The sequence below is a fragment of the Pseudoalteromonas sp. SCSIO 43101 genome (assembly GCF_023650775.1).
GTDB classification, from domain to species: domain Bacteria; phylum Pseudomonadota; class Gammaproteobacteria; order Enterobacterales; family Alteromonadaceae; genus Pseudoalteromonas; species Pseudoalteromonas apostichopi.
This window is the reverse complement of the sequence record NZ_CP072673.1, coordinates 1-25,940: the sequence shown is the minus strand read 5'-3', so window position 1 is coordinate 25,940 and position 25,940 is coordinate 1. Positions and strand designations below refer to the sequence as shown.

23 protein-coding genes are annotated in these 25,940 nt (G+C 41.6%); 7 read left to right on the top strand and 16 right to left on the bottom strand.

Going from position 1 to position 25,940, the window contains the following annotated elements; genetic code table 11:
* Window positions 1-3 precede the first annotated feature (3 nt).
* From def to trkA, 4 genes are read left to right on the top strand one after another with little or no spacing between them, the layout of a single operon-like run.
* Entirely contained in the window at window positions 4-513 is a 510-nt protein-coding gene (def, locus tag J8Z25_RS00115) for a peptide deformylase (RefSeq protein WP_054554770.1), read from the top strand.
* A 20-nt stretch (window positions 514-533) separates the two neighbouring features.
* Window positions 534-1,487 (top strand): methionyl-tRNA formyltransferase, encoded by a 954-nt coding sequence (gene fmt / locus J8Z25_RS00110; RefSeq protein ID WP_130050111.1) that lies wholly within the window; start codon window positions 534-536, stop codon window positions 1,485-1,487.
* Window positions 1,480-2,766 (top strand): 16S rRNA (cytosine(967)-C(5))-methyltransferase RsmB, encoded by a 1,287-nt coding sequence (gene rsmB / locus J8Z25_RS00105; RefSeq protein ID WP_250661491.1) that lies wholly within the window; start codon window positions 1,480-1,482, stop codon window positions 2,764-2,766. Before fmt ends, rsmB begins: the two co-directional genes overlap by 8 nt.
* Window positions 2,767-2,778: 12 nt before the next feature.
* The gene (trkA, locus tag J8Z25_RS00100) at window positions 2,779-4,155 is read left to right on the top strand and encodes a Trk system potassium transporter TrkA (protein WP_054563775.1); all 1,377 of its coding nucleotides are present in this window, start codon (window positions 2,779-2,781) and stop codon (window positions 4,153-4,155) included.
* Window positions 4,156-4,239: 84 nt separating this feature from the next.
* Here trkA and J8Z25_RS00095 read toward each other — a convergent pair whose 3' ends face one another.
* The 9 genes from J8Z25_RS00095 to J8Z25_RS00055 form a co-directional block, all read right to left on the bottom strand.
* Window positions 4,240-4,458: an EF-hand domain-containing protein gene (locus tag J8Z25_RS00095; protein ID WP_167659037.1), complete on the bottom strand. Its 219-nt coding sequence runs from the start codon at window positions 4,456-4,458 to the stop codon at window positions 4,240-4,242.
* Between the two features lie 86 nt (window positions 4,459-4,544).
* A complete protein-coding gene (locus J8Z25_RS00090) occupies window positions 4,545-4,760 on the bottom strand; it encodes an EF-hand domain-containing protein (RefSeq protein WP_130050114.1) in 216 nt (71 codons plus the stop codon).
* Window positions 4,761-4,900: 140 nt separating this feature from the next.
* Entirely contained in the window at window positions 4,901-5,113 is a 213-nt protein-coding gene (locus J8Z25_RS00085; RefSeq protein WP_054554776.1) for an EF-hand domain-containing protein, read from the bottom strand.
* A 68-nt stretch (window positions 5,114-5,181) separates the two neighbouring features.
* Window positions 5,182-5,391, bottom strand: coding sequence for an EF-hand domain-containing protein (locus J8Z25_RS00080; protein ID WP_054563772.1), 210 nt, complete (start codon window positions 5,389-5,391; stop codon window positions 5,182-5,184).
* A 475-nt stretch (window positions 5,392-5,866) separates the two neighbouring features.
* Window positions 5,867-6,523, bottom strand: coding sequence for a flagellar brake domain-containing protein (locus tag J8Z25_RS00075; RefSeq protein WP_130050115.1), 657 nt, complete (start codon window positions 6,521-6,523; stop codon window positions 5,867-5,869).
* 38 nt (window positions 6,524-6,561) lie between these two features.
* The gene (locus J8Z25_RS00070; protein WP_130050116.1) at window positions 6,562-8,013 is read right to left on the bottom strand and encodes a TrkH family potassium uptake protein; all 1,452 of its coding nucleotides are present in this window, start codon (window positions 8,011-8,013) and stop codon (window positions 6,562-6,564) included.
* Window positions 8,014-8,108: 95 nt separating this feature from the next.
* Complete coding sequence (locus J8Z25_RS00065; RefSeq protein WP_130050117.1) at window positions 8,109-8,726, bottom strand: YigZ family protein; 618 nt, start codon at window positions 8,724-8,726, stop codon at window positions 8,109-8,111.
* A gap of 57 nt (window positions 8,727-8,783) precedes the next feature.
* A complete protein-coding gene (gene pepQ / locus J8Z25_RS00060; protein ID WP_130050118.1) occupies window positions 8,784-10,106 on the bottom strand; it encodes a Xaa-Pro dipeptidase in 1,323 nt (440 codons plus the stop codon).
* A 93-nt stretch (window positions 10,107-10,199) separates the two neighbouring features.
* Window positions 10,200-12,086 carry a transglycosylase SLT domain-containing protein gene (locus J8Z25_RS00055; protein ID WP_130050119.1) on the bottom strand — a complete coding sequence of 629 codons (1,887 nt, stop codon included), beginning with the start codon at window positions 12,084-12,086 and terminating at the stop codon, window positions 10,200-10,202.
* A gap of 195 nt (window positions 12,087-12,281) precedes the next feature.
* Between J8Z25_RS00055 and fadB the strand changes: the two genes are divergently transcribed.
* From fadB to tusA, 3 genes are all read left to right on the top strand, one after another.
* Window positions 12,282-14,441: a fatty acid oxidation complex subunit alpha FadB gene (fadB, locus tag J8Z25_RS00050; RefSeq protein ID WP_130050120.1), complete on the top strand. Its 2,160-nt coding sequence runs from the start codon at window positions 12,282-12,284 to the stop codon at window positions 14,439-14,441.
* A 5-nt stretch (window positions 14,442-14,446) separates the two neighbouring features.
* On the top strand, window positions 14,447-15,613 hold the full coding sequence (fadA, locus tag J8Z25_RS00045) for an acetyl-CoA C-acyltransferase FadA (RefSeq protein ID WP_130050121.1): 1,167 nt from the start codon (window positions 14,447-14,449) through the stop codon (window positions 15,611-15,613).
* A gap of 153 nt (window positions 15,614-15,766) precedes the next feature.
* Window positions 15,767-16,006: a sulfurtransferase TusA gene (gene tusA / locus J8Z25_RS00040; RefSeq protein ID WP_054554785.1), complete on the top strand. Its 240-nt coding sequence runs from the start codon at window positions 15,767-15,769 to the stop codon at window positions 16,004-16,006.
* 97 nt (window positions 16,007-16,103) lie between these two features.
* Here the strand turns inward: tusA and J8Z25_RS00035 are convergent, their stop codons facing one another.
* From J8Z25_RS00035 to dnaA, 7 genes are all read right to left on the bottom strand, one after another.
* Window positions 16,104-16,553 carry an early set domain-containing protein gene (locus J8Z25_RS00035; RefSeq protein WP_167659034.1) on the bottom strand — a complete coding sequence of 150 codons (450 nt, stop codon included), beginning with the start codon at window positions 16,551-16,553 and terminating at the stop codon, window positions 16,104-16,106.
* Between the two features lie 61 nt (window positions 16,554-16,614).
* Window positions 16,615-18,684: a glycine--tRNA ligase subunit beta gene (gene glyS / locus J8Z25_RS00030; protein ID WP_167659033.1), complete on the bottom strand. Its 2,070-nt coding sequence runs from the start codon at window positions 18,682-18,684 to the stop codon at window positions 16,615-16,617.
* An 8-nt stretch (window positions 18,685-18,692) separates the two neighbouring features.
* Entirely contained in the window at window positions 18,693-19,592 is a 900-nt protein-coding gene (gene glyQ / locus J8Z25_RS00025) for a glycine--tRNA ligase subunit alpha (protein WP_054554789.1), read from the bottom strand.
* Between the two features lie 142 nt (window positions 19,593-19,734).
* Window positions 19,735-22,161 carry a DNA topoisomerase (ATP-hydrolyzing) subunit B gene (gene gyrB / locus J8Z25_RS00020; protein WP_130050124.1) on the bottom strand — a complete coding sequence of 809 codons (2,427 nt, stop codon included), beginning with the start codon at window positions 22,159-22,161 and terminating at the stop codon, window positions 19,735-19,737.
* A 12-nt stretch (window positions 22,162-22,173) separates the two neighbouring features.
* Window positions 22,174-23,268: a DNA replication/repair protein RecF gene (gene recF, locus J8Z25_RS00015; protein WP_054563761.1), complete on the bottom strand. Its 1,095-nt coding sequence runs from the start codon at window positions 23,266-23,268 to the stop codon at window positions 22,174-22,176.
* Window positions 23,269-23,274: 6 nt separating this feature from the next.
* A complete protein-coding gene (dnaN, locus tag J8Z25_RS00010) occupies window positions 23,275-24,378 on the bottom strand; it encodes a DNA polymerase III subunit beta (protein WP_054563760.1) in 1,104 nt (367 codons plus the stop codon).
* A gap of 13 nt (window positions 24,379-24,391) precedes the next feature.
* Window positions 24,392-25,789 carry a chromosomal replication initiator protein DnaA gene (dnaA, locus tag J8Z25_RS00005; protein ID WP_130050125.1) on the bottom strand — a complete coding sequence of 466 codons (1,398 nt, stop codon included), beginning with the start codon at window positions 25,787-25,789 and terminating at the stop codon, window positions 24,392-24,394.
* Between the last annotated feature and the right edge of the window lie 151 nt (window positions 25,790-25,940).

Sequence of the window (25,940 nt, the reverse complement as noted above, 5' to 3'; positions counted from 1 at the left end):
ACTATGGCTAGGTTAGAAGTTTTGAGATTTCCGGATGAGCGTTTGCGTACAATCGCGAAAGAAGTACCAGAAGTAAACGATGAAGTTCGTCAAATCGTCAAAGACATGCTTGAAACTATGTATGACGAAAACGGTATCGGCTTAGCAGCAACGCAAGTAGATATCCACCAGCGAATTGTGGTGATCGACGTATCTGAAGAGCGCGACCAACCGTTAGTATTAATCAACCCAGAAATCACTAAGAAAGATGGCTCAACAGTCAGTGAAGAAGGCTGTTTATCAGTCCCTTATTCATACGCAAAAGTTGACCGCGCAGAAACTGTTACTGTTAAAGCGCTTAATGAAAATGGTGAAGAATTCAGCTTAGACGCTGACGAGCTATTAGCGATTTGTATTCAGCATGAGCTTGATCACCTTAAAGGCACTCTTTTTATTGATTATCTATCGCCTTTAAAGCGCCAACGTATCCGTAAAAAGCTTGAAAAAGAAGCTAAGCTGGCTGCTAAATCATAAGTTCATCAATAGGAATATCTGTGACACAACCATTACGCATTATTTTTGCTGGTACGCCGGACTTCGCTGCGCGCCATTTACAAGCACTGATTGACTCAGAGCACGACGTTGTTGGTGTTTATAGCCAACCAGATCGCCCTGCGGGCCGAGGTAAAAAGCTAAAAGCCAGTGAAGTTAAAGAGCTAGCACTTGCCCATGACTTACCTGTATTTCAACCGCAATCACTAAAATCTGATGAAGCGCTTGCAGAACTTACAAGCCTAAACGCAGATATCATGATTGTGGTGGCATACGGCTTATTATTACCAAAAGCTATTTTAGATGCTCCGCGCTTAGGGTGCTTAAATGTGCATGGTTCTATTTTACCTCGCTGGCGTGGTGCAGCGCCTATTCAGCGTGCTATTTGGGCTGGCGACCGTGAAACAGGTGTAACAATAATGCAAATGGATGAAGGCTTAGATACAGGCGACATGCTGCATATCAGCCGCTGTCCGATTGATAGCACAGAAACCAGTAGCTCTTTATACAATAAACTAGCTGCGCTAGGTCCTGATGCACTGATTAGTACTATTAATCGCCTTGCTGCAGGTGAAATCACGCCAGAAAAGCAAGATGACACGCAAGCAAATTACGCGAAAAAGTTATCTAAAGATGAAGCCAATATTGATTGGTCAATGGATGCTGAGCAAATTGAGCGTAATATCCGAGCCTTTAACCCATGGCCTGTTTGCTTTACCGAAATGGCAGGACAAACAGTAAAAATTTGGCAGGCAGAAGTTGTATCGCAAAGTGCGCAAGCAGGTGAAATCATTGCTGCTGATAAGCAAGGTATTTTAGTCGCCTGTGGGCAAGGTGCACTTAAAATCACCCTTCTCCAACCACAAGGTAAAAAACCAATGGCTGTTAGTGACTTTCTAAATGGTCGCAGTGATTGGGTTGAACCTGGCTCAGTATTAGGTCAAAGCAATGAGTAATGTAAGAGCACTTGCTGCTGAAACCCTCTACAACGTAGTCGATAAAGGTGCATCACTTAATCAAGAACTACCTTTTGCAAGCCAAGGATTATCACCTAAAGATAAAGCCCTGCTGCAACAGATTTGTTACGGTGTGCTGCGCTATTTACCTAGCCTAGAAAATTATTGCCAGCAACTTTTAGATCAACCGCTAAAAGGCAAGCGCCGTATTTTCCAATTCTTGTTGTATGTGGGTATTTACCAACTTCAACACATGCGTGTACCGCCTCATGCGGCAATCAGCGAAACGGTTAATGCGCTTCAGCAAATGCGCGCTCTTGGTTTAAAAGGCCTGATTAACGCTATTTTACGCAGTTTCCAACGTGAACAAGCTGAGCTTGAAGAAAAAGCACAGCAAATTCCTGTTTGCAAATTTAACCACCCAGGTTGGTTTATCAAACAAGTAACCGCTGCCTACCCTGATAATTGGCAAGAAATCCTTGAGGCGAATCAGCTTCAAGCTCCTATGTGGTTACGAGTAAATCAAGCGCAATACAGCACCCAAGAATACAGTGAGATGCTTAAAGCGAATGATATTGAGTATACCCTCAATGCTAATTTTCCTGATGGTATTAAGCTAGCAAAACCTTGTGATGTATACGCATTACCAGAGTTTGATACTGGCGCCTGCTCAGTACAAGATGCCGCGGCACAATTAGCTGCGCGTTTCCTAGCACCAGAAAATGATGATGTCATTTTAGATGCATGTGCAGCGCCAGGTGGTAAAACGTGCCATATTCTAGAGCTTGCTGATGCCGACGTATTAGCACTTGATAGCGACAGCGAACGCCTAGAACGCGTTAAACAAAACTTAGTGCGTATTGGCTTAACTGCTGATCTACAATGTGCAGATGCATCACAGCCACATATTTGGTGGGATGAACAGCAATTCGACCGTATTTTGCTTGATGTGCCCTGCTCAGCAACAGGCGTAATCCGTCGCCATCCTGATATAAAATGGCTACGTCGTGCATCTGATATTGAAGACCTCGCTAATTTACAAGGCGATATCCTAAATAGTATCTGGCCTCTACTTAAGCCTGGTGGTACGTTAGTTTATGCAACCTGCTCTGTATTACCGCAAGAGAACCAACAACAAGTTGCTAAGTTCCTTGCCAATAATCAAAGTGCTGAACACATACCTTTGCATGAAAACGACACCCCAACGATACCTGGCCTACAATTACTGCCTGGTGAAAGTGACGGTTTCTACTACGCAAAGCTAGTTAAAAAACACTAATAAGAACAAGCTATGAAAATAATCATACTCGGTGCCGGACAAGTTGGTGGCACATTGGCAGAAAACCTCGTCGGTGAGCAAAATGAGATCACCGTTGTCGATATCGACGGTAACCGTTTGCGAGAGTTACAAGATAAGTATGACTTACAAGGTGTTACTGGCCACAGTGCTCATCCCGATGTATTGCGTCGTGCAGGTGCCGAAGACGCCGATATGATTATTGCCGTAACCAGTTCTGACGAAGTGAACATGGTTGCTTGCCAAGTGGCCTATAGTATTTTTAATACACCAACCAAAATTGCCCGTATTCGCTCAGAGCAATACTTAAAGTATCGTGAGAAGCTATTCCATAACGATGACTTACCTGTTGATCACTACATTGCTCCTGAAGCGTTGGTGACTAAATATATTCGTCGCTTAATCGATTATCCGGGTGCTTTACAAGTATTACAATTCGCTGATGGCATGTTATCGCTGGTTGCGGTGAAAGCGTATTACGGTGGCTTGCTGGTTGGTTATGCACTTTCGGCCTTGAAAGAACATATTCCGAATGTCGAAACCCGTGTAGCGGCTATTTATCGTCAAGGTAAAGCTATAAAGCCGCTTGGCACAACCGTTATTGAAGCTGACGATGAAGTATTCTTTATCGCAGCAACCAAGCACATTCGAGCAGTAATGAATGAACTTCAAAAACTCGAACGTTCATACAAAAAGATCATGATTGCCGGTGGTGGTAATATCGGTGCGGGTCTTGCTCGTTCACTTGAGAAGAACCACAGCGTTAAACTGCTTGAACGCAATAAAGAGCGTGCTGCGCAGCTATCTGAAATGCTTGATAACACCGTGGTGTTTTGTGGCGATGCCTCTGATCAAGAGCTGTTATCTGAAGAACATATTGAACAAGTTGATGTATTCATAGCAGTCACTAACGACGATGAAGCAAACATTATGTCTGCGATGCTGGCAAAGCGTATGGGCGCACAAAAGACCATGGTGCTTATTCAGCGTGGCGCTTATGTTGATTTAGTTCAAGGTGGTGAGATTGATATTGCTATATCGCCCCAACAAGCAACAATCTCGGCGCTATTAACACATGTTCGCCGTGGTGACATTGTTAATGTTTATTCGTTACGTAAAGGTGCAGCAGAAGCAATTGAAGCTGTCGCTCATGGTGATGAGCATACTTCTAAAGTTGTTGGCCGAGCAATTGCTGATATCAAGCTACCAGCAGGAACAACTATTGGTGCTATTGTGCGTAACGATGATGTACTGATTGCCCATGACGATACCGTTATTCAGTCTGGTGACCACGTAATCATGTTTTTGATTGATAAAAAGCATATTACGGTTGTTGAAAAGCTGTTTCAGGTAAGTGCGATCTTCTTGTAAACGAGAGCTTATAAACGAAAAAAGCAGCCATAACGGCTGCTTTACGACTCTTGAAGTGAAAGTACCTAACTTTTCAAAAAGATTCTATTGAATCTGTGCGAACTCTTCTTTCGAAAGCTCGCCATTACCATCGCTATCTAGCTTTGGAAATAACTTTTCAAGCTGCATATTTGCAGACGCTTCTTCTTTACTGATCACGCCATCACCGTCGGTGTCAAAAGTTGCAAAGCTTACACCTTGTGCAAAAGCTGCCGATGATGTTGCTAGTGCTAAAATTGCGATTGTTGTGCTTAACTGTTTCATAATAATTACCTTAAAATTTGAAAAGAGTGAAATCCGTTTCTGAGATCCTTGTTTAGTGGAAACTGGTTTATTACGAGTTAATTACGTTACTCTGCTTCTGAAAATTCTGCTTCAGTAAGAACACCGTCACCATTCACGTCTAAGGTTTTAAACTGCGACATAATTTTTGCATCAACGGCCGCTTCACTTTTACTGATCACGCCGTTACCGTCTACGTCTAAGGTGTCAAAGTCAGTTGCTGCAAAAGCCGCTGAAGAAGATGCAAGTGCGATTAAAGCTAATGTTTTGTTTACTGTTTTCATAATGATATTCCTTCAATATTAAGAGTGTTAGCTGATCGCACTTCCAGTGTTGTCCTCTTTCATGGATTCCCTTATCCACTTAGGCTGTCTTTGGCAGCTCAGAACTAATCAGCTAGATAAACTGGTTTTGCTTAATCACATTAAGCTTTAGAAAATTCTTGTTTCGATAACTCACCGTTACCGTCAGTGTCTAATTCACTGAATTTGCTCATTAGCTCTGCATCAACAGACGCTTCGCTTTGGCTGATAACACCGTTGCCGTCAACATCTAGGGTATCGAAATCACTCATTGCAAATGCTGCTGATGAAGATACAAGTGCCATAAGTGCTAATGTTTTATTTACTGTGTTCATAATGTCATTCCTTCAAAGTGTGTAGTCTTGAGTTAGGAAGTCCTTTTCAATGTGTCCTTACAATGAAATTAAGCTTTAGAGTACTCTTGTTTAGACAGCTCACCATTGCCGTCTGTATCAAGCTCTTTAAATTGGCTCATTAACGTTTCGCTTACTGATGCTTCGCTTTTGCTGATAGCGCCATCGCCATTCACATCGAGTGTGTCAAAATCAGCGGCAAACGCTGCTGATGAGGTTGCAAGAGCTACAAGTGCTAAAGTTTTGTGTAACGTTTTCATAATCACTATTCCTTCAATGTTGTCTCAACTGTGATAGAGGAAATTTTCCTGAATCAGTTTTTCTCTGTGTTCGCTTAGACTATTTCAACTTCGATGCCAAAGTTAAAAAGAATAATAAAATCAGTGTCTTGAATTGAAATTTCGAGAATTTATGATGAATAGAGCGATTTATTTGTTGCTGTTTTGCAACAGGCTCAGTGATTGGTTTTACGCTCCCTTTAAAATCAATAAGTTATAAAGATTAAAATGGAGACAATAACGATTAACTCGGATTAGAAAACAAAAAAATGAGGTGTTCGAAAATAAACTCTATCTGAACAACGAAATTTAAAGAAAAAAATCGAAATTAATTTAACTCATAACACATTGATTTTATTGATTGTTTGAATTTATTTATAAATTAATTTTGATATTTATAGGGTTAAATCGGGGAAAATAGCCATTTTGTTGCAAAATGGCGAATTGGTAGCCGGAATTAGCTGTCTAATACCGAAAGGTCAATTAAGTGCTCTTTCATAAACGCTTTCATCTCATCTTCACTTGTATCAAGCTGCACACCCAGCATAAAACCACCCGCTCTTTTGCGAACGCTACATACTGTGCCACTAAACTCTCGTTTACTGAGTGTGATTTGACAGCTTTGTCCTTTAAAAGCGGTTAAGTCGTTACTGCTATTAATATCAAACTGCACGCCCGTAAGTGAAATATCTTTAATAAGTCCCGCCAGTGTTTGCTCTGCAATCACTAAGTTTGCAGGGAATAACGTAGGAATACGCGCTTCACTACGCAAGCTATAAAGCTGTACTTGCTGAGGAAAGTCGAGAAAAATTAAGCGATGTGGATGCGATGCCAAGGCGTTTATTTGCTGACGAAAAGCAATCACTTGCCCACCTCCCGCTTCAAGTACGGCGCGTATAACGACCATTACACCGTCTTTAATGACATCACTACTATTCGCTAAACGCTTTGCTGATGGATAGTTAAGAATGATGTACTGATCATTCATCAAACCAATAAATTCTGTTTTTACCCGTTTACTGTCGGTTGGTGTGGTAATTTCAACATCCACCAAGCTACCTGCAGGGATACAGGTTAGTTTCTCAAGATTGCGTTGTTTTTGAGTTTTTGGCACAGTAATGCCTCCACTTCTTGATAATCACCTTGCTTTGGTTAGCCTCGCCAGAAGGTAGGCGTAAACAGTACTAGTAGGGTGAATATTTCTAAACGACCAAATACCATTGCAATAGTAAGTAGCCATTTTGCCGTATCTGAAATCGCCCCGTAATGAGCAGCGACTTCACCTAAACCTGGGCCTAAGTTATTTAAGCAAGCAGCTGTAGCAGAGAATGCACTGATGTTATCCATACCAGTGCCCATCAGCGCCAACATGATAATGACAAACACCAAAGCATACGCAGAGAAGAACCCCCAAACCGCTTCGACAACTTTATCTGGCAGTGCCTTTCGGCCTAATTTAATTGAGTAGATAGCACGAGGATGCACAAGGCGGTTAAGTTCTCGAATGCCTTGCAAGTATAACAAGAACACGCGAACTACTTTCATACCGCCACCGGTAGAACCTGCACAGCCGCCAATAAAGCTTGAAAAGATAAGTAAAATTGGTAAGAACAGTGGCCATGCCGAAAAGTTATCGGTCGCAAAGCCTGCTGTTGTACTCATTGACACAGCTTGAAACATGGCTTGATCAAGAGTCTCATCACCATCCGCATAAATATTATTTGATGACAACACAGTAAAGCAGACAATTACCAATGCTAATTGAATCAATAAAAACACTTTAAATTCAGGGTCTCGTAAATAGGCCCGAATGCTGCGTGACGATACCGCCGCATAGTGAAGCGAGAAGTTAATTGCCGCAATAAGCAAAAACACCACACAAATAAAATTAATTACAGGGCTATCGAACTGCCCCATTGATGCGTCATAAGTAGAAAATCCACCAATCGCGATAGTAGAGAAGGCATGACAAATTGCATCAAACCAATCCATTCCTGCAGCCCAATATGCCAGCGTACAAGCAATGGTAAGCGACACATAGATATACCAAAGATGCTTTGCGGTATCAGCAATACGCGGCGTCATTTTCGAGTCTTTAACCGGACCCGGTGTTTCTGCACGGTATAGCTGCATGCCACCGACGCCTAGCATAGGCAGGACCGCCACCGCGAGTACGATGATCCCCATACCACCTAACCATTGTAATTGTTGGCGGTAAAATAGGACTGATTTAGGTAGGTATTCAATGCCTGTAAGTACGGTGGCCCCTGTGGTTGTTAGCCCTGAGAAAGCTTCAAATACAGAGTCCGCTAGCGAAAGATTAGGTTCTTGTAAGAACACTAAAGGTACCGCTGCGAAGGTGCCTAGTACCAACCAGAACAATACGACAATCAGGAAGCCTTCACGAGCTTTTAAATCACCATGCTCATGGCGGTTTGGATAATAAGCCGCTAAACCAATCACTACACTAAAAATGAAAGCGAGAACAAATGGCACACCACCACCGTCTTTGTAGATCAAAGACACGAGTGCCGGTGGCACCATAGTGATACTAAATAACGCCACCAGCTGGCCGAGAATTTTTATTATGGTACGAAATTGCATCTAGGCGTATCGCTTTCTTATTAATTGTTTAGCTAATACAGTTTATTGTCTTACAGCCTTAATTGTAAGTAAACGCAATGTATTATTTTTAGATTTCAAACTTTTCTGACTTTTAGGCTAACTGCACCGTGAGTCAGTTCATGAATATCATCAACCGCTTGCTCCGCCTGACGACTATCGATTTCGATTTGCCAAGTGATGTTTTCTGCAAACTGTTTTTCGATATGAAGCACCTGGTACTGATTTTTTAATAGCTGCTCTATAGCCCCTTGTACGCTGTAATCACTTTGGCCTATCAGCTCAACACTAGGTACTTTGGTAATAGTTTTAAGCTCACGCATCGCATTATTTAAACTACCACCGTAGGCGCGCACAAGCCCACCAGTACCGAGCTTAATGCCACCGAAATAACGGGTTACAACCGCTGTAATTTCACCAATACCAGATCCAGTTAGTACATTTAGCATTGGCTTGCCGGCAGTGCCATTAGGCTCCCCATCATCCGAAAAGCCATATACATGGCTACCACCGGGGTTACCTGCAACATGCGCCCAGCAATTATGACGAGCATCGCTGTATTTATCTTGAATCTCTTTGATAAAGGCTTTTGCTGCCGCAAGATCTGGGGTGTGGGCAATATGCACAATAAAGGTGCTTTTTTTGATTTCTTCTTGGTAAAAAACCGGCTCAGCCGGATATTGGTATTCAGACATAATTGCTTATCTAAAAAAATGGGGCCTAATGGCCCCGATATTCACTAACCTTAATCGTTAATCTAAGTGTAGATCACGGGTCATGTTTTCTAGGCTATCTTCATGAACGATGATGTTATCTTCAATACGGATACCGCCGAATGGCTTAAGCGCTTCAACTTTTTCCCAGTTAATGAACTGCTTGTTGTCTGTTTGCGCAAGGTCACCTAATAATGAGTCGATAAAGTATAAACCAGGTTCAATAGTAAATACTTGGTTCTTTTCAATTAATCGAGTACAACGAAGGAATGGATGACCTTCTGGCGGAGCTTGGTGTGCACCAGTATCATCAGCCATAAAGCCACCCATATCGTGTACTTGTAAGCCAAGGTGATGACCAAGACCATGCGGGAAGAAAGTAGAAGTAATACCACGTTCAACAATTTCAGCTGCTGGTAATTTCACAATATTAAAGTCGCTTAGCACTTGCGCTACACGCTGGTGGCAATCTAAATGCAATTCACCATATAACAAGCCAGGCTTTAATGCTTTACCTAAAGCGATTTGATGCTCTGTCATTACTTTAATTAAATCGCTAAATTCACCCGACTTTTTAAAGTCATAAGTACGCGTGATATCAGCCGCATAGCCATTAAAGTTCGCACCAGCATCAATAAGAAAAGAATGATGTGAATGCGGCGCTTTAGGCTCAAAATGCGTGTAGTGTAAAATTGCACAGTTTTCATTTAGCGCAACGATATTACCGTAAGGCATTTCGTTTTCACTCTGACGCGTTGCCATGAGGTAAGCTTGCTGAATATCAAACTCTGAACCACCAGCAAAAAAAGTATCACGTGCAGCTTTGTGGCCATCTACCGCGATTCGGTTAGCTTGACGTAAACACTCAAGCTCGTACTGGGTTTTATAAGCGCGATGAAAGTGTAGGTAATTCATTACTGGCTCTGGGTTCATAATGCTAAAGCCCAGCGCTTGTGCTACTTCTAGGTATTCACCGATATAGGCAAATTTTTCTTTATCATAAGGAAGCAGCTTTTCGACCTGATCTGGCTGTACTAATAATTCAATATCAAAATACTCAGCCCAAAAATCACGCGGTTCGTCAGGCACTTTATGCCAAAAGTCCACAGGACGATAAAAAATCAGTTTTGGCTTAGATGCACCATCAACCACAATCCAGCAATGTGGGTTGTCGATTACTGGTAACCAAGCTTTAAATTGCGGATTCACCTTAAACGGATAATACATGTCATCTAAAAACTGACGTTTAGCCTGACCTGAGTGAATTACTAACCCTTCTAAACCTTCACGCTCTGTGATTGTACGAGTGCGTTGTTGCAAGGTTGCAATATGTTCGGCGTATAACACCGCTAATTTATCCATAGTAAACCCATCTTTAGTAAATTTAACTTGTTAGCAGTCTAACATAGCCAGCACTATCCCCCAACTGAGGGAGGATAGTGTGACACATCTTGTTTAACCACCCATCGACATATCTAGGATCGGTGCCAATACATTGCCGTCACGACCTAATCGAGTGTGATAAACCTGTCTGTAGGCAAACACATTCTTAACGTAGTTTCGTGTTTCGGTATAAGGAATTAACTCTATCCACAGTTCAGCTGGCATTGCTTGCTCTGGGATCCAGCGTTTAATGCGATGATAACCTGCATTGTAAGAAGCCGTAGCAAGAATTTCATTGCCATGATTTTTCTTTTTCAAATACTGCAAATATTCACTACCTAGACGTATATTAGTACGAGGCTGATATAACTGTCTGCGTGACACTGTACTCTTATTCATATACTTAGCAGTACTTGGTAACAACTGCATCAAACCATGAGCATTGGCATGAGAGCGAGCATCTGGCGCAAAAGAGCTTTCTCGACGCGAGATAGCAATACTCCAAGCAACATCGATATGGCTGCGGTTGCTATAAGTGGCAAACACATCTTTAAACGCAAATGGGAAACGTAAATCGACATAATCCCACTCTTTTATTTGCGCCAAGGTATAAATAGTGCTGTCGTACCAATCTAGCTCAGCAGCAAGTAAAGACGCAGCAAGCTTTTCTTCTTTAGTAGATGTATCCGTTAAATAATTCCATTCACGACGCGCAGATGTATAACGCTCAAGCTCATACAAGGCGCGAGCTCGCTTAAAACCAGGGGCATTTGCCACTTCAAGCTTAAGCTTATTACTAATATTGATATCTTTGTTATTTAAACTAACCGGAATACCCAAGCGTGCAGATGCTAAAAAGCCGTAATAATCACGCTCTTTAGCCACCGTTTGCCAAATTTCACGAGCTCGCTCGACGTCACCACGTTGATTTAAGCTATATGCCAACCAATATTGTTGACCCAAACTCAGGTTTTCTTTACCCGTGAAAAACGCCACAATGCCAGACCAATCTTGTCTCTCTAGCATGTTCCCTAGCTGCCATTGCATTAGTTTACGAGTTTGGCGCTCTTTAGGTACTTTGTTTAACCAAAAGCGTGCTTGTTGATGACCGCTCGAGGCAAGCGAAAGCGCAAAGCTGTAGTAAACATCGGCTTTTTGCTCGTCGGTGTAATCGAACATAGCTTCGAGCTTTTCCCAAGCTCGTAATGCCAAATCTTTATCTCGCCATACTAAGCGCTTAACCCCATAGAGTGCAATTTGTCCTTCTTTAGTCGACTTTTTCTTGTAGCGATAAAGACCCGCAGCAGCACTTGGGTCTCTTCGTACCTTTAAATATAAATCAGCTAAATATTGATCAGCCCGAGGCAATAATGTTTTTAAGTAAGGAATTAAGCTTGATGAGCCCCCTTCAGCAGCCAGACTAATACGCTGCCAAACTCGCTCTTGGGTTTGGTAACCCTTTTTCTTCCACAACGAGAATAATCCATCACACTCTTTTGGCTGTGACTCCCCAACAACCCATAAATCAGTAACTTGGTTCATTATGGCTTTTTCAGGTGCCCCCAAGTCCAATTGAAAGCTTAAGTAAGGGCACGTTAATTCGTTATTGCTCGTTTCGCGATAATTTCGAATATATGCAGCTTTCTTGTTGTACTTTTTTAAGTAATTAAGCCATGCCTTTCGTACAGGCCATTCTAGTGGCGTGTTTTGATAAATATTAAGATAGTTCTCTATTTCCGTTTGGTGTTTAAGGCTTGGGTTGCGTTGCCAATATGCCTTTTCGACATAAGGTTTCAACGGATGATCAAGTCCATTTGCTGCCTCTTTCATGTCTTGATAATCACCGTAACGCGCCTTTTTTTCTGCTTTTAAAAAAGCGTCATGTTTATCGTTGGCTTCAGCTGCAAAAAAAGGAAAAAGTAATGCGGCAGCTGTCCAACCAAGGAGTTGTTTTTTCATGATGACCTTTAACAAAAATTAAAGAATTAATAACAAAAAACTTCTGCTACACCTTAGCACCAAACCAGCTATATTTTAACCAATCGCGATAAAGCGCAGTAAATTTTTCGTTGCATTTTCATTTTAAAGCAAGCACACTGATTGAAATGCAAACTCATCGTACCAGTCTTAGTTAATAAACTAGGGAGAATAATAATGTTATATAAAAGCGATTCATTTGAAGTTGCTTTCATCAAGGACAACATCGCCGAGTTTAAGTTCTGTGCAGACGGCTCAGTAAATAAACTTTCGCAGCAAACCTTGCAAGATTGCGCTTTAGCATTAAAAGAATTGGCAACAAACTCAGATATCAAAGGCATGGTGTTCACCAGCGATAAAGATCATTTCATTATCGGTGCCGATATTTTCGAATTTTTACCTACTTTCACTAAACCTCAAGAAGAACTAGTTGCATGGATCAAAAATGCAACTGATGTTTTTGACGCAATTGAAGATTTACCTTTCCCAACCCTAAGTGCGGTAAACGGCATGGCGCTTGGTGGTGGATGTGAGTGGGCACTTGCTACCGATTATCGCGTTGCTAGCTCTAACGCTAAAATTGGCCTACCAGAAGTTAAATTAGGCATTATGCCTGGTTTTGGTGGCACAGTTCGCCTGCCACGCCTTATTGGCGCTGATAATGCGATGACATGGATCACTACAGGTAAAGAAAACCGTGCTGCGGATGCCCTAAAAGTAGGTGCGTTTGACGCGGTAGTTAGTGCTGACAAACTTTTAGAGTCAAGTATTGCAACACTTGAGCAAGCAATTGCTGGCAAGCTAGATTGGCAAGCAAAACGACAAGTAAAATTACAGCCACTGAAAATGAACCGTGTTGAGCAAGGTATGAGCTTTGCTATGGCAGAAGGTATGGTAATGGGTCAGACAAAAGGTCATTACCCAGCACCTGTTATGGCTGTAAAAACAATCAAAGCTGCTGCAAACTGTGAACGCGCTGAAGCAATGGCTATTGAAAACGCTAACTTTGCTAAACTTGCAGCAACAAGCGAAGCTGCCGCGCAAACCGGTATTTTCTTAGCTGACCAATACATTAAAGGTAAAGCGAAGAAGCAAGCTAAACACAGTGGGCTTGAGATCAAACAAGCAGCTGTATTAGGTGCAGGTATTATGGGTGGCGGTATTGCTTACCAGTCTGCTTATAAAGGCACACCTATTATCATGAAAGACATCAACCAAGATGCACTTGATTTAGGTATGGGCGAAGCATCTAAGCTACTAGGTAAGAAAGTACAACGTGGCCATATGGCGATGGATAAGATGGTTGCCACCTTAGGCAAGATCAAACCAACGTTAAATGATGCAGACCTACAAAGTGCTGATATCGTTGTTGAAGCCGTGGTTGAAAACCCTAAAGTGAAGCAAGCTGTTCTTGCGGGTCTTGAAAAAGACTTACCAGCAGGCACTATCCTAACTTCAAATACGTCAACTATTCGTATTGACGAGTTAGCATCTGCACTTGAAAAACCAGAAAACTTCTGTGGTATGCACTTCTTTAACCCTGTGCCGAAAATGCCATTAGTAGAAATCATCCGTGGTGAAAAAACTTCAGAAGCAACAATTAATGCAGTTGTTGATTACGCATTAAAACTTGGTAAATCACCTATCGTTGTAAACGACTGCCCTGGTTTCTTTGTTAACCGCGTACTATTCCCTTACTTTGCAGGTTTCAGCAAACTTGTTGTTGAAGGTGCTGACTTTACTAAAGTTGATAAAGTAATGGAAAATGTATTTGGTTGGCCAATGGGTCCTGCATATCTACTTGATGTTGTAGGTATCGATACAGCTTACCACTGTACTGGTGTAATGGCTGACGGCTTCCCTGAGCGTATGGCTCGCCAAGATAAAGATCCTGTTACTGTATTTGCAAACGAAAAACGCTTTGGTCAGAAAAATGGTGCTGGTTTCTACCAATACGCGCCGGACCGTCGTGGTCGCCTGAAAAAAGCAAAAGATGCAACAGCAACTGAGCTACTAAGTGCTATCACTGATGCTCCTAAAGATTTCGACAAACAAGAAATCATTGACCGTTGTATGATTCCTATGATCAACGAAGTACTACTTTGTTTACAAGAAGGTATCGTAGCGTCACCACAAGAAGCTGACATGGCGCTAATTTACGGCATTGGTTTCCCTCCATTTAGAGGCGGTGCATTCCGTTACTTAGATCAAACTGGTTTAGCGAACTTTGTTGCAACAGCAGACAAGTACGCTCACTTAGGTGCGATTTACCAAGTATCAGATGAAACTCGCAAGTGGGCCGAAGAAGGCCGTGTATTCTATAAGGTGGAAGGATAATAAACATGAATAATCCAGTAATCGTAGATTGTATCCGCACACCAATGGGTCGTTCAAAGAACGGCGTATTCAAAAACAAGCGTGCGGAAGATTTAAGTGCTCACTTAATGAAAGGTTTGTTAGACCGTAACCCAGCCGTTGATCCAGCATCAATTGATGATATTTACTGGGGCTGTGTTCAACAAACGTTAGAGCAAGGTTTCAACATTGCCCGAAATGCGGCATTACTAGCCGGTATCCCTCACTCTGTACCAGCGGTAACGGTTAACCGTTTATGTGGTTCATCAATGCAAGCATTACATGATGCAGCACGCGCTATTATGACTGGCGCTGGCGATACCTACATCATTGGTGGTGTTGAACACATGGGTCACGTACCTATGACTCATGGTAATGATTTTCACCCAGGTTTATCAACGTCTGTAGCACAAGCTGCTGGCGTAATGGGTTTAACTGCTGAATACCTTGCAACGCTTCACGGCATTAGCCGTCAGCAGCAAGACGAATTTGCTTACCGTTCACACCAACGTGCACACGCTGCAACAGTTGAAGGTCGTTTCCGCCGTGAAATCCTAGCAATGGAAGGTCACGATGCAGATGGTTCTTTAATCTTAGTTGAAGACGATGAAGTAATTCGTCCTGAGACGACTGTTGAAGGCTTATCGCAACTACGCCCTGTATTCAATCCAGCATCAGGTAGCGTAACTGCAGGTACTTCATCTGCACTTTCTGACGGCGCGTCAGCAATGCTTGTAATGAGCGAAGAGAAAGCAAAAGAACTTGGTTTACCAATTCGTGCGCGTATTAAATCAATGGCTGTTGCAGGTTGCGATCCATCAATTATGGGTTATGGTCCTGTTCCGGCATCGCAAAAAGCACTTCAACAAGCAGGTATCACAATTGACGATATCGATGTTGCAGAGCTGAACGAAGCATTCGCAGCACAATCTCTACCAGTATTAAAAGACCTAGGTCTGATGGATGTGGTAGATGAAAAAGTTAACCTAAATGGTGGTGCAATTGCACTTGGTCACCCACTAGGTTGTTCTGGTTCACGTATTAGCACAACGCTTGTTCACCTAATGGAAGACAAGAACGCTAAATACGGTCTAGCAACTATGTGTATTGGTTTAGGTCAAGGTATTGCAACTGTATTTGAGCGCGTAGAGTAACGAGCTCACACCAAACATCTTGGTGATAAAAAGGCGCACTGATTTGCTCAGTGCGCCTTTTTTATTTGCTTTGCTTTAGGTTATTGAAACAGGCGGCAATAGAAAGTTAAAATAGCCGCTTATTAATTGTCTCTTTCATTCAAAAGGTCAGCCATGAGTTTTGATAATCCCGATCACCAATTAGATGCACTTGGCCTTCGTTGTCCAGAACCTGTCATGATGGTGCGTGGCGCAGTGCGTAAAATGAAAGATGGTGAAACATTGCTTATCATCGCCGATGACCCATCAACTACCCGTGATATTCCAAGCTTTTGTACTTTTATGGATCATACTCTAGTGGCTAAAGATGTAGAGCAAGCACCGTATCGATACTTGGTGAAGAAAGGGCTATAACGAGTTACGTTAAACTATTAAAATTAAGAGTGAGCATTAAATCAATATCATATGCTCACTCAATCGGCTTCAAACTGACAGCTGAAAGCTTAGAGCTTTACTTTCGGGTTACCGTCACTTTTGGTTGATTACTGTTACGATAATCAAAACTCACTACATACATACCTTTTGCAGCGGGTTTAAAGCTGAAATAATTGTAGATAGTATTACAGTCGGCATTGGCAGCTTGGCCTAAAACCAATGATTGCCCTGCAGGGTCCATATCACTGTAACCGCAGTTATAGCCTTCGCTAAAATCAGCATCCGCTATTTTGAATTCATAAACCTTACCAGGTGTTGAAAACTTAACTTCGGTTTGGAATATACCTGGTGCAACTTGCTCTAATTGATACTGAGGTTCGGCATCCCACAAGGTAAAGTCACCACGTAAATACATAGTACGGTCAAGGTCTTTGCTTGGCAGAATATCATCGATGCTTGGCATTTGCATTTGGCTAGAACAGGCTGTTAATAAGCCTGCTAATGCTAAAGTAATTACACGTTTCATTACTATTCCTTATGCTACAAAAAAGCCAGCACTGAGCTGGCTTTTATTAATTGGCTACTGCTTACTTCTGAAGTACAGAGATATCAGCAATATCTAAAAACAGGCGGCTTAGTTGGCTTAACAATGCTAAACGGTTTTGTTTAACTGCTTCGTCATCGGCCATTACCATGACATTATCGAAGAAATTATCAACACTCTCACGGATACCCGCAAGTTGTGACAATGCTTCTTGGTAATCACCATTTGCATATAGAGGTGCAAGCTCAGTTGCAAACTTCGCAACATGCGACGCTAATACTTTTTCTGCATCATCGCTTAATAGGCTCTCATTTACATCACCTTGTGTTGTGATGTCATTCTTAGCCAGAATATTGCTTACGCGTTTATTTGCTGCTGCAAGCGCTTCTGCAGCCTCTAATGTACGGAAGTGACTTACCGCTTTAACACGACGGTCAAAATCAACTGGTTTAGTTGGACGACGAGCTAGCACAGCTTGGATCACATCAACTTCGATACCTTCATCTTGGTACCATGCGCGGAAACGACCTAGCATAAACTCAAACACATCTGTTGATACGTTTAGGTTTGTTAGCTTCTCGCCGAATAGCGTTTGTGACTTAGCAACTAGATCTAAGATATCTAGCGGTAATGATTTTTCAACCATAATGCGTAATGCACCAATCGCTGCACGGCGAAGTGCAAATGGGTCTTTGTCGCCTTTTGGCGCTTGACCAATACCAAAAATACCCACCAGCGTATCAAACTTATCAGCAATTGCTACTGCACAGCTGATCACATTGGTTGGTAAATTATCACCCGCGAAGCGAGGCATATATTGTTCATTTTGCGCTAGTGCAACTTCTTCGGCTTCACCGTCGTGACGAGCATAATGCATACCCATTACACCTTGTACGTCGGTAAACTCCATCACCATTTCGGTCATTAAGTCTGTTTTACTTAATAAACCTGCACGCTTAGCCAGCTCGGCATCGGCACCTAATTGCTCCGCAATGTAACCTGCAAGTTCACTGATACGCTCAGATTTGTCTTTTAACGTACCCAATTGCTTTTGGAATAAAACAGTATCAAGCGATTCTAAACGGCTCTCTAGCGTTTTCTTCTTATCAGTTTCATAGAAGAATTGCGCATCAGCTAAACGTGGACGAACCACCTTTTCGTTACCAGCAATTACCACGCTTGGATCTTTACTTTCGATATTAGAAACAAATAGGAACTTGTTAAGTAAGTTGCCGTCTTGGTCTAATAACGGGAAGTATTTTTGGTCGTCCTTCATAGTATAGATAAGCGCTTCTGAAGGGACATCTAAGAAGGCTTCTTCAAATGTTGCTGTTAATGTTACTGGCCACTCAACAAGAGATGTTACTTCTTCCAGTAAGTCTTCATCCATCGCTACTTTTGCATTTACAGCTGTTGCTGCAGCTTCAATCTGTTCACGAATTTGTGCTTTACGTGTTTCGAAGTCAGCGACAACATAAGCAGATTTAAGAACATCAAACACGTCATCTGCGTGGTTAATTGTTACTTTTTCTGGATGATGGAAACGGTGACCTTGTAATTGGTTGCCAACTTGCTTACCAAGGATTTCACCTTCGATTAGCGTGCTACCAAATAAAATAGTCGCAGTGTGCACTGGGCGGATAAATTGTGTTTTATTTGCACCCCAACGCATTGGTTTAGGGATAGGTAATTTAGCAAGCGCTTTGTTTACAGCATCGCTCATAAGCGAGGTAGTTGCTTGACCTTCAACCTGTGCTTTGTGTAATAACCAAGCACCTTTATCTGTTTCTAGCGTTTGTGCGTCGCTTACATCGATGCCACAACCACGAGCCCAACCCATTGCGGCTTTAGTTGGGTTGCCATCTGCGTCAAAAGCCGCTGCTACTGCAGGGCCGCGTTTTTCTACAACCTTATCACTTTGTTTAGCTTCAAGTGCAGTAACACGTAAACCTAAACGACGTGGTGATGCGTACCAATTAACGCCTTGATGAGCTAATTCTAAGCTTGCAAGCTCAGCTGCTAAGTTCTCAGCAAACGACTCAGCAAGTTTACGAAGTGCTTTCGGTGGCAACTCTTCAGTGCCAATTTCTACTAATAAATTTTCTGCTGACATGCTAATTCTTAATCCTTACAAAGCGGGAAACCAAGAGCTTCACGGGCATCATAGTAACTTTGCGCACATGCTTTAGATAAAGCACGAACACGTAAGATATAACGTTGACGTTCTGTTACTGAGATAGCGTGACGAGCGTCTAATAAGTTAAACGCATGTGATGCTTTCATTACTTGCTCATAAGCTGGTAATGGTAAGCCTGCTTCAATTAGCTTTTCGCTTTCTTTTTCACAGTGATCAAACTGTGCAAATAAGAACTCAACATCCGCTTGTTCGAAGTTATAAGCCGATTGCTCTACTTCATTTTGATGGAATACATCACCGTATGTGACACGACCCATAGGACCATCTGCCCATACAAGATCATAGATGCTATCTACGCCCTGAATGTACATTGCTAAACGCTCAAGACCATACGTGATCTCACCTGTTACTGGTGAGCACTCTAGGCCACCTACTTGTTGGAAGTAAGTGAACTGCGTCACTTCCATGCCGTTCAACCAGATTTCCCAACCTAGACCCCAAGCACCTAATGTAGGCGACTCCCAGTTGTCTTCTACGAAGCGAACTTCGTCAGTTAGCGTATCGATACCTACCGCAGCTAAAGAGCCTAAATAGAGCTCTTGGATGTTCTCTGGTGATGGTTTTAATACTACTTGGAATTGGTAGTAATGTTGTAAGCGGTTTGGGTTTTCACCATAACGACCATCAGTTGGACGACGGCATGGTTGAACATACGCGCTCGACATTGGCTCTGGACCAATCGACTTTAAGAAAGTTAACGGATGAAATGTCCCTGCTCCCACTTCCATATCGAGTGGTTGAGCAATCACACAGCCTTGCTGTGCCCAATAGTCCTGTAAAGCCAGGATCAAACCTTGGAAGGTTTTAACGTCATATTTTTGCATATTTGGCTTATAGTATCTGGTGCGTTTAGTCTGAAAATTGCTCTCAGTATACCTTGTGTGCAGTAAGGTTTTAAGCAGTTTGTGCTTTTTCAGCAATAAAAAAAGGAGCCAGTTGGCTCCTTTTTAAATCTCAATTCTAACTTTACACGTCTAAGTTAACTACACGTAGTGCATTCGTTTCAATGAAGTCACGACGAGGTTCAACTTGGTCACCCATTAATGTCGCGAACAATTGGTCAGCTGCAACCGCATCTTCAATTGTTACTTTCAACATACGACGTGCGCCTGGGTCCATGGTGGTTTCCCAAAGTTGATCTGGGTTCATCTCACCTAGTCCTTTATAGCGTTGGATATAAAGGCCACGTTTCGATTCACTAATTAACCACTCTAATGCATCAACAAAGTTATCAACAGCATGAGTTTTCTCACCACGTTGAATATATGCGCCTTCTTCAAGTAAGTTAGCAATGTTAACACCTGTCGCTGCAATGCGTTTGTAGTCACGAGATGTAATGAAGTCGAAGTTCAATACATGCGCTTTGTCCACACCATGTTGGCGAATATTCACAACAGGATAATACATGTTGCGTTCTGTATCGTGCTCAGTGCTCGCGTGGAAAATAGTTGCATCTTCATCGCGTGCAATTAAGTCTTCAACAAGCGTGTTAGTCCACTCTTTTACTTTTGCTTCATTTGCTAAATCAGCTTCTGTAATTTCGCTTTGATAGATTAAACGTTCCATAACCGAATTTGGATATTTACGTTTTAAACGTTCAATTACTTTTACTGTATTTTGATAATCGTGAACAATTCTTTCTAATTCTTCACCTTCAAGTGCAGTTGCACCTTCACTCGTATACAGTGCAGCATTGTTCAATGCTAATGACGTTAGGTAATCAACAAGCGCTGGGTCATCTTTAATGTAGCGTTCTTGCTTACCTTTTTTCACTTTATAAAGTGGTGGTTGCGCAATATAGATAAAGCCTTTTTCTACAATCTCTGGCATTTGACGGTAGAAGAAAGTCAGTAGCAAGGTACGAATGTGAGAACCATCCACGTCCGCATCGGTCATAATGATGATACGATGATAACGAAGCTTTTCTGGGTCATATTCATCACGACCAATACCACAACCTAATGCTGTGATTAATGTCGCTACTTCTTGCGAAGAAAGCATCTTATCAAAGCGTGCTTTTTCAACGTTAAGAATCTTACCTTTAAGTGGCAAGATAGCTTGATTTTTGCGGTTACGACCCTGCTTAGCTGAACCACCTGCAGAGTCACCCTCCACTATGTATAGTTCTGAAAGTGCTGGATCTTTTTCTTGGCAATCAGCCAATTTACCTGGTAAACCGGCTAAATCCATTGCGCCTTTACGACGTGTCATTTCACGCGCTTTACGAGCTGCTTCACGTGCACGTGCTGCATCAATGATTTTGCCAACAACAGTTTTAGCATCAACAGGATTTTCTAATAAGAACTCTGTTAGTTTTTCTGCCATTGCTTGCTCTACAGCAGATTTCACTTCACTTGATACTAGTTTATCTTTAGTTTGTGATGAGAACTTAGGATCAGGTACTTTAACACTTACAACTGCAGTTAAGCCTTCACGAGCGTCATCACCCGTTGCATTGCTTGTTGTTTTCGCTTTTTTGTTAAAGCCTTCTTTTTCCATGTAGTTATTTAGCGTACGCGTTAATGCGGCTCTAAAGCCAGCTAAGTGCGTACCACCATCACGTTGTGGAATGTTGTTTGTAAAACAATAAATGCTTTCTTGGAAACCATCGTTCCACTGCATTGATACTTCTACACTAATACCGTCTTCTTCACGCTCATGAGTAAAGTGGAAAACACTTTTATGTACAGGTGTTTTGTTACGGTTTAGATATTCTACGAATGCCTGAATACCACCTTCATATTTAAAGTGGTCATTTTTAGCTTCTTCACGCTCATCGGTAAGAATGATACTTACACCAGAGTTTAAGAACGAAAGCTCACGTAAACGCTTTGCTAAAATATCGTAGTGGAAGTTTAAGTCAGTGAATGTTTCACCGCTTGGCCAAAAACGTAATTCAGTTCCGGTGTCAGTTGCATCACCAATTACAGCTAATGGTGCATCTGGTACACCCATAGTATAAGTTTGTTGGTGAATTTTGCCTTCACGACGAATTGTCAGTTGTAGTTTTTCAGATAGCGCATTTACAACCGAAACACCTACACCGTGTAAGCCACCCGATACTTTATATGAGTTATCATCGAACTTACCACCAGCGTGAAGTACCGTCATGATAACTTCAGCCGCAGAAACACCTTCTTCTTCGTGAATAGATGTAGGAATACCACGACCGTTATCTCTTACAGAGACTGAACCGTCTAAGTGAATCGTTACAAAAATATCATCACAATGACCAGCTAAGGCTTCATCGATAGAGTTATCAACAACCTCAAACACCATGTGGTGTAGGCCTGTACCGTCATCGGTGTCCCCTATATACATTCCTGGACGCTTTCTTACTGCGTCTAATCCTTTAAGTACTTTAATACTCGACGAATCGTAATTCTCAGACATGGTTAATCCCACTTATCTTGTTATTAGGTTGCCATGTTTCACGTGGAACATTTTTAGTTCTCGTTGCATGGGTTCCACCACAGCAGAAATACTTTCAGATAAAATTGATGAGATAAAAAGTTGCGAATCGCAATGAGTCAAAAGCTGACCCACTTTTTCTTTTGTATCTTCACCCAGTTCTGAAGGTAAGTCATCTATTAGCAATATAGATTGCTTATCTGTTTCTGACTCAATTAAGCTATTTTGCGTTACTTTTAACGCATAAAGCAAGAGCTTCAATTGACCACGAGAAAATGTATTTTCTACACTGTTGCCAGAAACACTAAAACTAAAATCAGCTTTATGCGGTCCCTTACTTGTGAAACCTTGTTTGGCATCACGTTCAAAGCTTTGCTCAAGCGCCTCTGAGAGCGTTTCACTCTCTTTCCAGCCCGCATGAAAGTTAATTTCTAAATCGCTTACAAGCGTTAATTCTGCACACATTTTATCAAAAAACTGCTGCTTAAACCTACTTATATACGCGATTCTTAAATTATTTATTTGTTCAGCTAGTCTAACAAATTCTTTATCCCAAAACTTGATCTGTTCGAAATAATCTCGAGGTTTACTTTTTAATAAAGCATTACGTTGTTTCAGTACTTTATTAAAGGACTGCCATAAATAAAAAAAGTCATGTTCCACGTGGAACAATCCTAAATCGAGAAATTTTCTACGCTCTTTTGGGCCACCAAAAAACAATGAATAGCTTTCAGGTGTAATAACTTGCACCGGTACTAGCTGCGCTAATTCAGAAATTTTACGGCTCGTTTTTCCCTGAATCTTTAAAGATGTTTCACCCGCTTGGTTTTTACTAATACCAATTGGGATAGACAAGTCGTGTAGTGCTTTTCGACCATGTATCACAAACTTGTCTTGTTGATGCTGAATGATATTTTTATGTTTGGCGGTACGAAATGATTTACCGTGAGAAAGGAAATAAATCGCCTCAAGGAGACTAGTTTTTCCGCTGCCATTTTCGCCGTAGATAATGTTTATGCCATTAACCGGCTCAAGTGTCAGCGCCTCAATATTCCGAAAATTATTGAGGCTTAAATGACTTAAACTCATATAAGCTTATAGGCGCATCGGCATAACAACGTACATAGCTTCTTCGTCACCCGCACCTTCAATTAGCGCACTGCTATTAGAATCTGCAAGCGTAAACGTAACATCTTCTGTTTTTAATGTATTAAGTACATCAAGGACATAAGAAACGTTAAAGCCAATTTCAAGTTCGCCGCCTTGGTACATTACTTCAACGACCTCTTCAGCTTGTTCTTGCTCAGGGTTGTTTGCTGTAATTTTTAATAAACCTTCAGACAGGTTTAAACGTACGCCACGGAACTTTTCATTCGATAAAATAGACACTCGCTGAAAAGCACTACGTAGCCATTCACGGTTAGCAGTAATCACCTTGTCACCACCACGCGGCAATACTCGACGATAATCAGGGAAACGACCATCAACTAGTTTACTGGTAAACGTAAATTCAGTATCAATAATACGAATATGATTAGCACCGAATTGAATGGTAACTAGCTCATCATCAGCCACCATTAGGCGCATAATTTCTTGTACACCTTTACGTGGAATAATTAACTGACGTTGCGTATTTAATGATTGCGGTAATTGCTTTTGTGCAATCGCCAAACGGTGACCATCTGTAGCCACTGTTTTAATATCTGCGTTATCAACTTCAAAAGACATACCGTTTAAATAATAACGTACGTCTTGATTCGCCATAGAAAAATGCGTGCTTTCTAAAAGCTTGCGTAACTCTAAACGCGTTAGTTGAAATTCAACTTCACCATCCCACTGCTCAAGATTCGGAAAATCTTCAGCGGCAAGCGTTGTTAAAGAAAAACGGCTTTTACCACTGGTTAGTAGTAACTGATGATCTTGGCTACTTAACGTAAGGTCTGAGCCATCAGGTAAACTTTTACAAATATCGAGTAACTTTTTAGCTGGTAAAGTGAGTTGCGTATCAGTGGTATCTTCACCTACAAACACACTCGCCACTAACTCAATTTCAAGATCGGTACCCGTCATCGAAAGTTGTCCGTTTTCAACAACTAAAAGTACGTTCGATAAAATAGGTAAGGTGTGCTTACGCTCAATCGCACCAGACACTTGAACTAAAGGTTTTAAAAATTGCTCTCTTGATATTGTTATTTGCATAATAAAGTCGGCCTTAAGATGACAAGGTTCTTATTAAGTTTTGATAATCTTCTTTCACTTCGTGGCTTTCATCACGTAGTGATTTAACTTTACGACAAGCGTGTAATACAGTTGTGTGATCGCGACCACCAAAAGCGTCGCCAATCTCAGGTAAACTGTGATTTGTAAGTTCTTTTGATAATGCCATGGCCACTTGACGTGGTCTTGCTACTGAACGGCTTCGACGTTTAGATAATAAGTCTGACACACGAATGCGGTAATACTCAGCAACTGTACGTTGGATATTATCTATCGTTACCAGTTTATCTTGCAGAGCAAGTAAGTCTCGCAGGGCTTCTTTTACAAAGTCGATCGAAATCGGACGACCAGTAAAGTTTGCATTAGCAATAACGCGGTTTAACGCCCCTTCTAATTCACGCACATTTGAACGCAATTTTTTAGCGATAAAAAAGGCCACTTCATGGGGTAAATTAATTTTACTTTGCTGTGCTTTTTTCATCAAAATGGCAACGCGCGTTTCAAGTTCTGGCGGCTCAATAGCAATTGTTAAACCCCAACCAAAACGTGATTTAAGGCGATCTTCAACCCCTTCTATCTCTTTGGGATAGCGGTCTGAAGTTAATATAATCTGTTGATTTCCTTCAAGTAAAGCGTTGAAGGTATGGAAAAACTCTTCTTGTGAGCGCTCTTTATTAGCGAAAAATTGAATATCATCGATCATCAATGCATCAACACTTCGGTAATAACGTTTAAATTCTTCAATGGCATTATTTTGCAGCGCTTTAACCATATCTTGCACAAATCGCTCTGAGTGCATATAGACAATTTTAGCGTCTGGCTTATTTGCCATAATACCGTTACCAACAGCATGTAATAAGTGAGTTTTACCTAAGCCCGTACCACCATATATAAATACAGGGTTAAATGCTGAACCTGGGTTATCTGCAACTTGAGTCGCTGCAGCTTTTGCTAATTGGTTTGATTTACCTTCAACAAAGCTATCAAAAGTATAATTTTCTTTAATGTTTGATTTATAACCTGATTTTGGTGCAGGTTCTACCGCTGCTTTTTCAGGCTTTGGCTGTTGCTTTTCGGCAGCTTGTTGTGGAACAGATGCGCTAGCTTCTGAAGCAGCCGGTGCTGATGCCACTTGGGCATTTAAAATTGGTTTACTACCAACATCAAAACGTAGCTCAGGTGCTTCATCACCACAAATTTCAACGAGTAGTTCATTAATACGGTTTAAATACTTTTCTCTCACCCAATCCAAAACGAAACGGTTAGGTGCATATATAGTCAACGTATCTTCGGTACTTTCTGCTTGAAGTGGTCTTACCCACATACTGAATTGCTGTGAAGGCAATTCATCTTGCAATACATATAAACAACTTTGCCAAACCGACAGATACACAGTTAAACTCCCAGAGATTTAATTTTTATTCCCGTTCATCTTTAATGATGGAAAATCAAACATTTATTGCTAATCTTTGACCAACTTTCTTGGCCCAGACCGACTATTATGAAGGTACTTTATCCACAAGTACAAGATTGATTTTTATGAA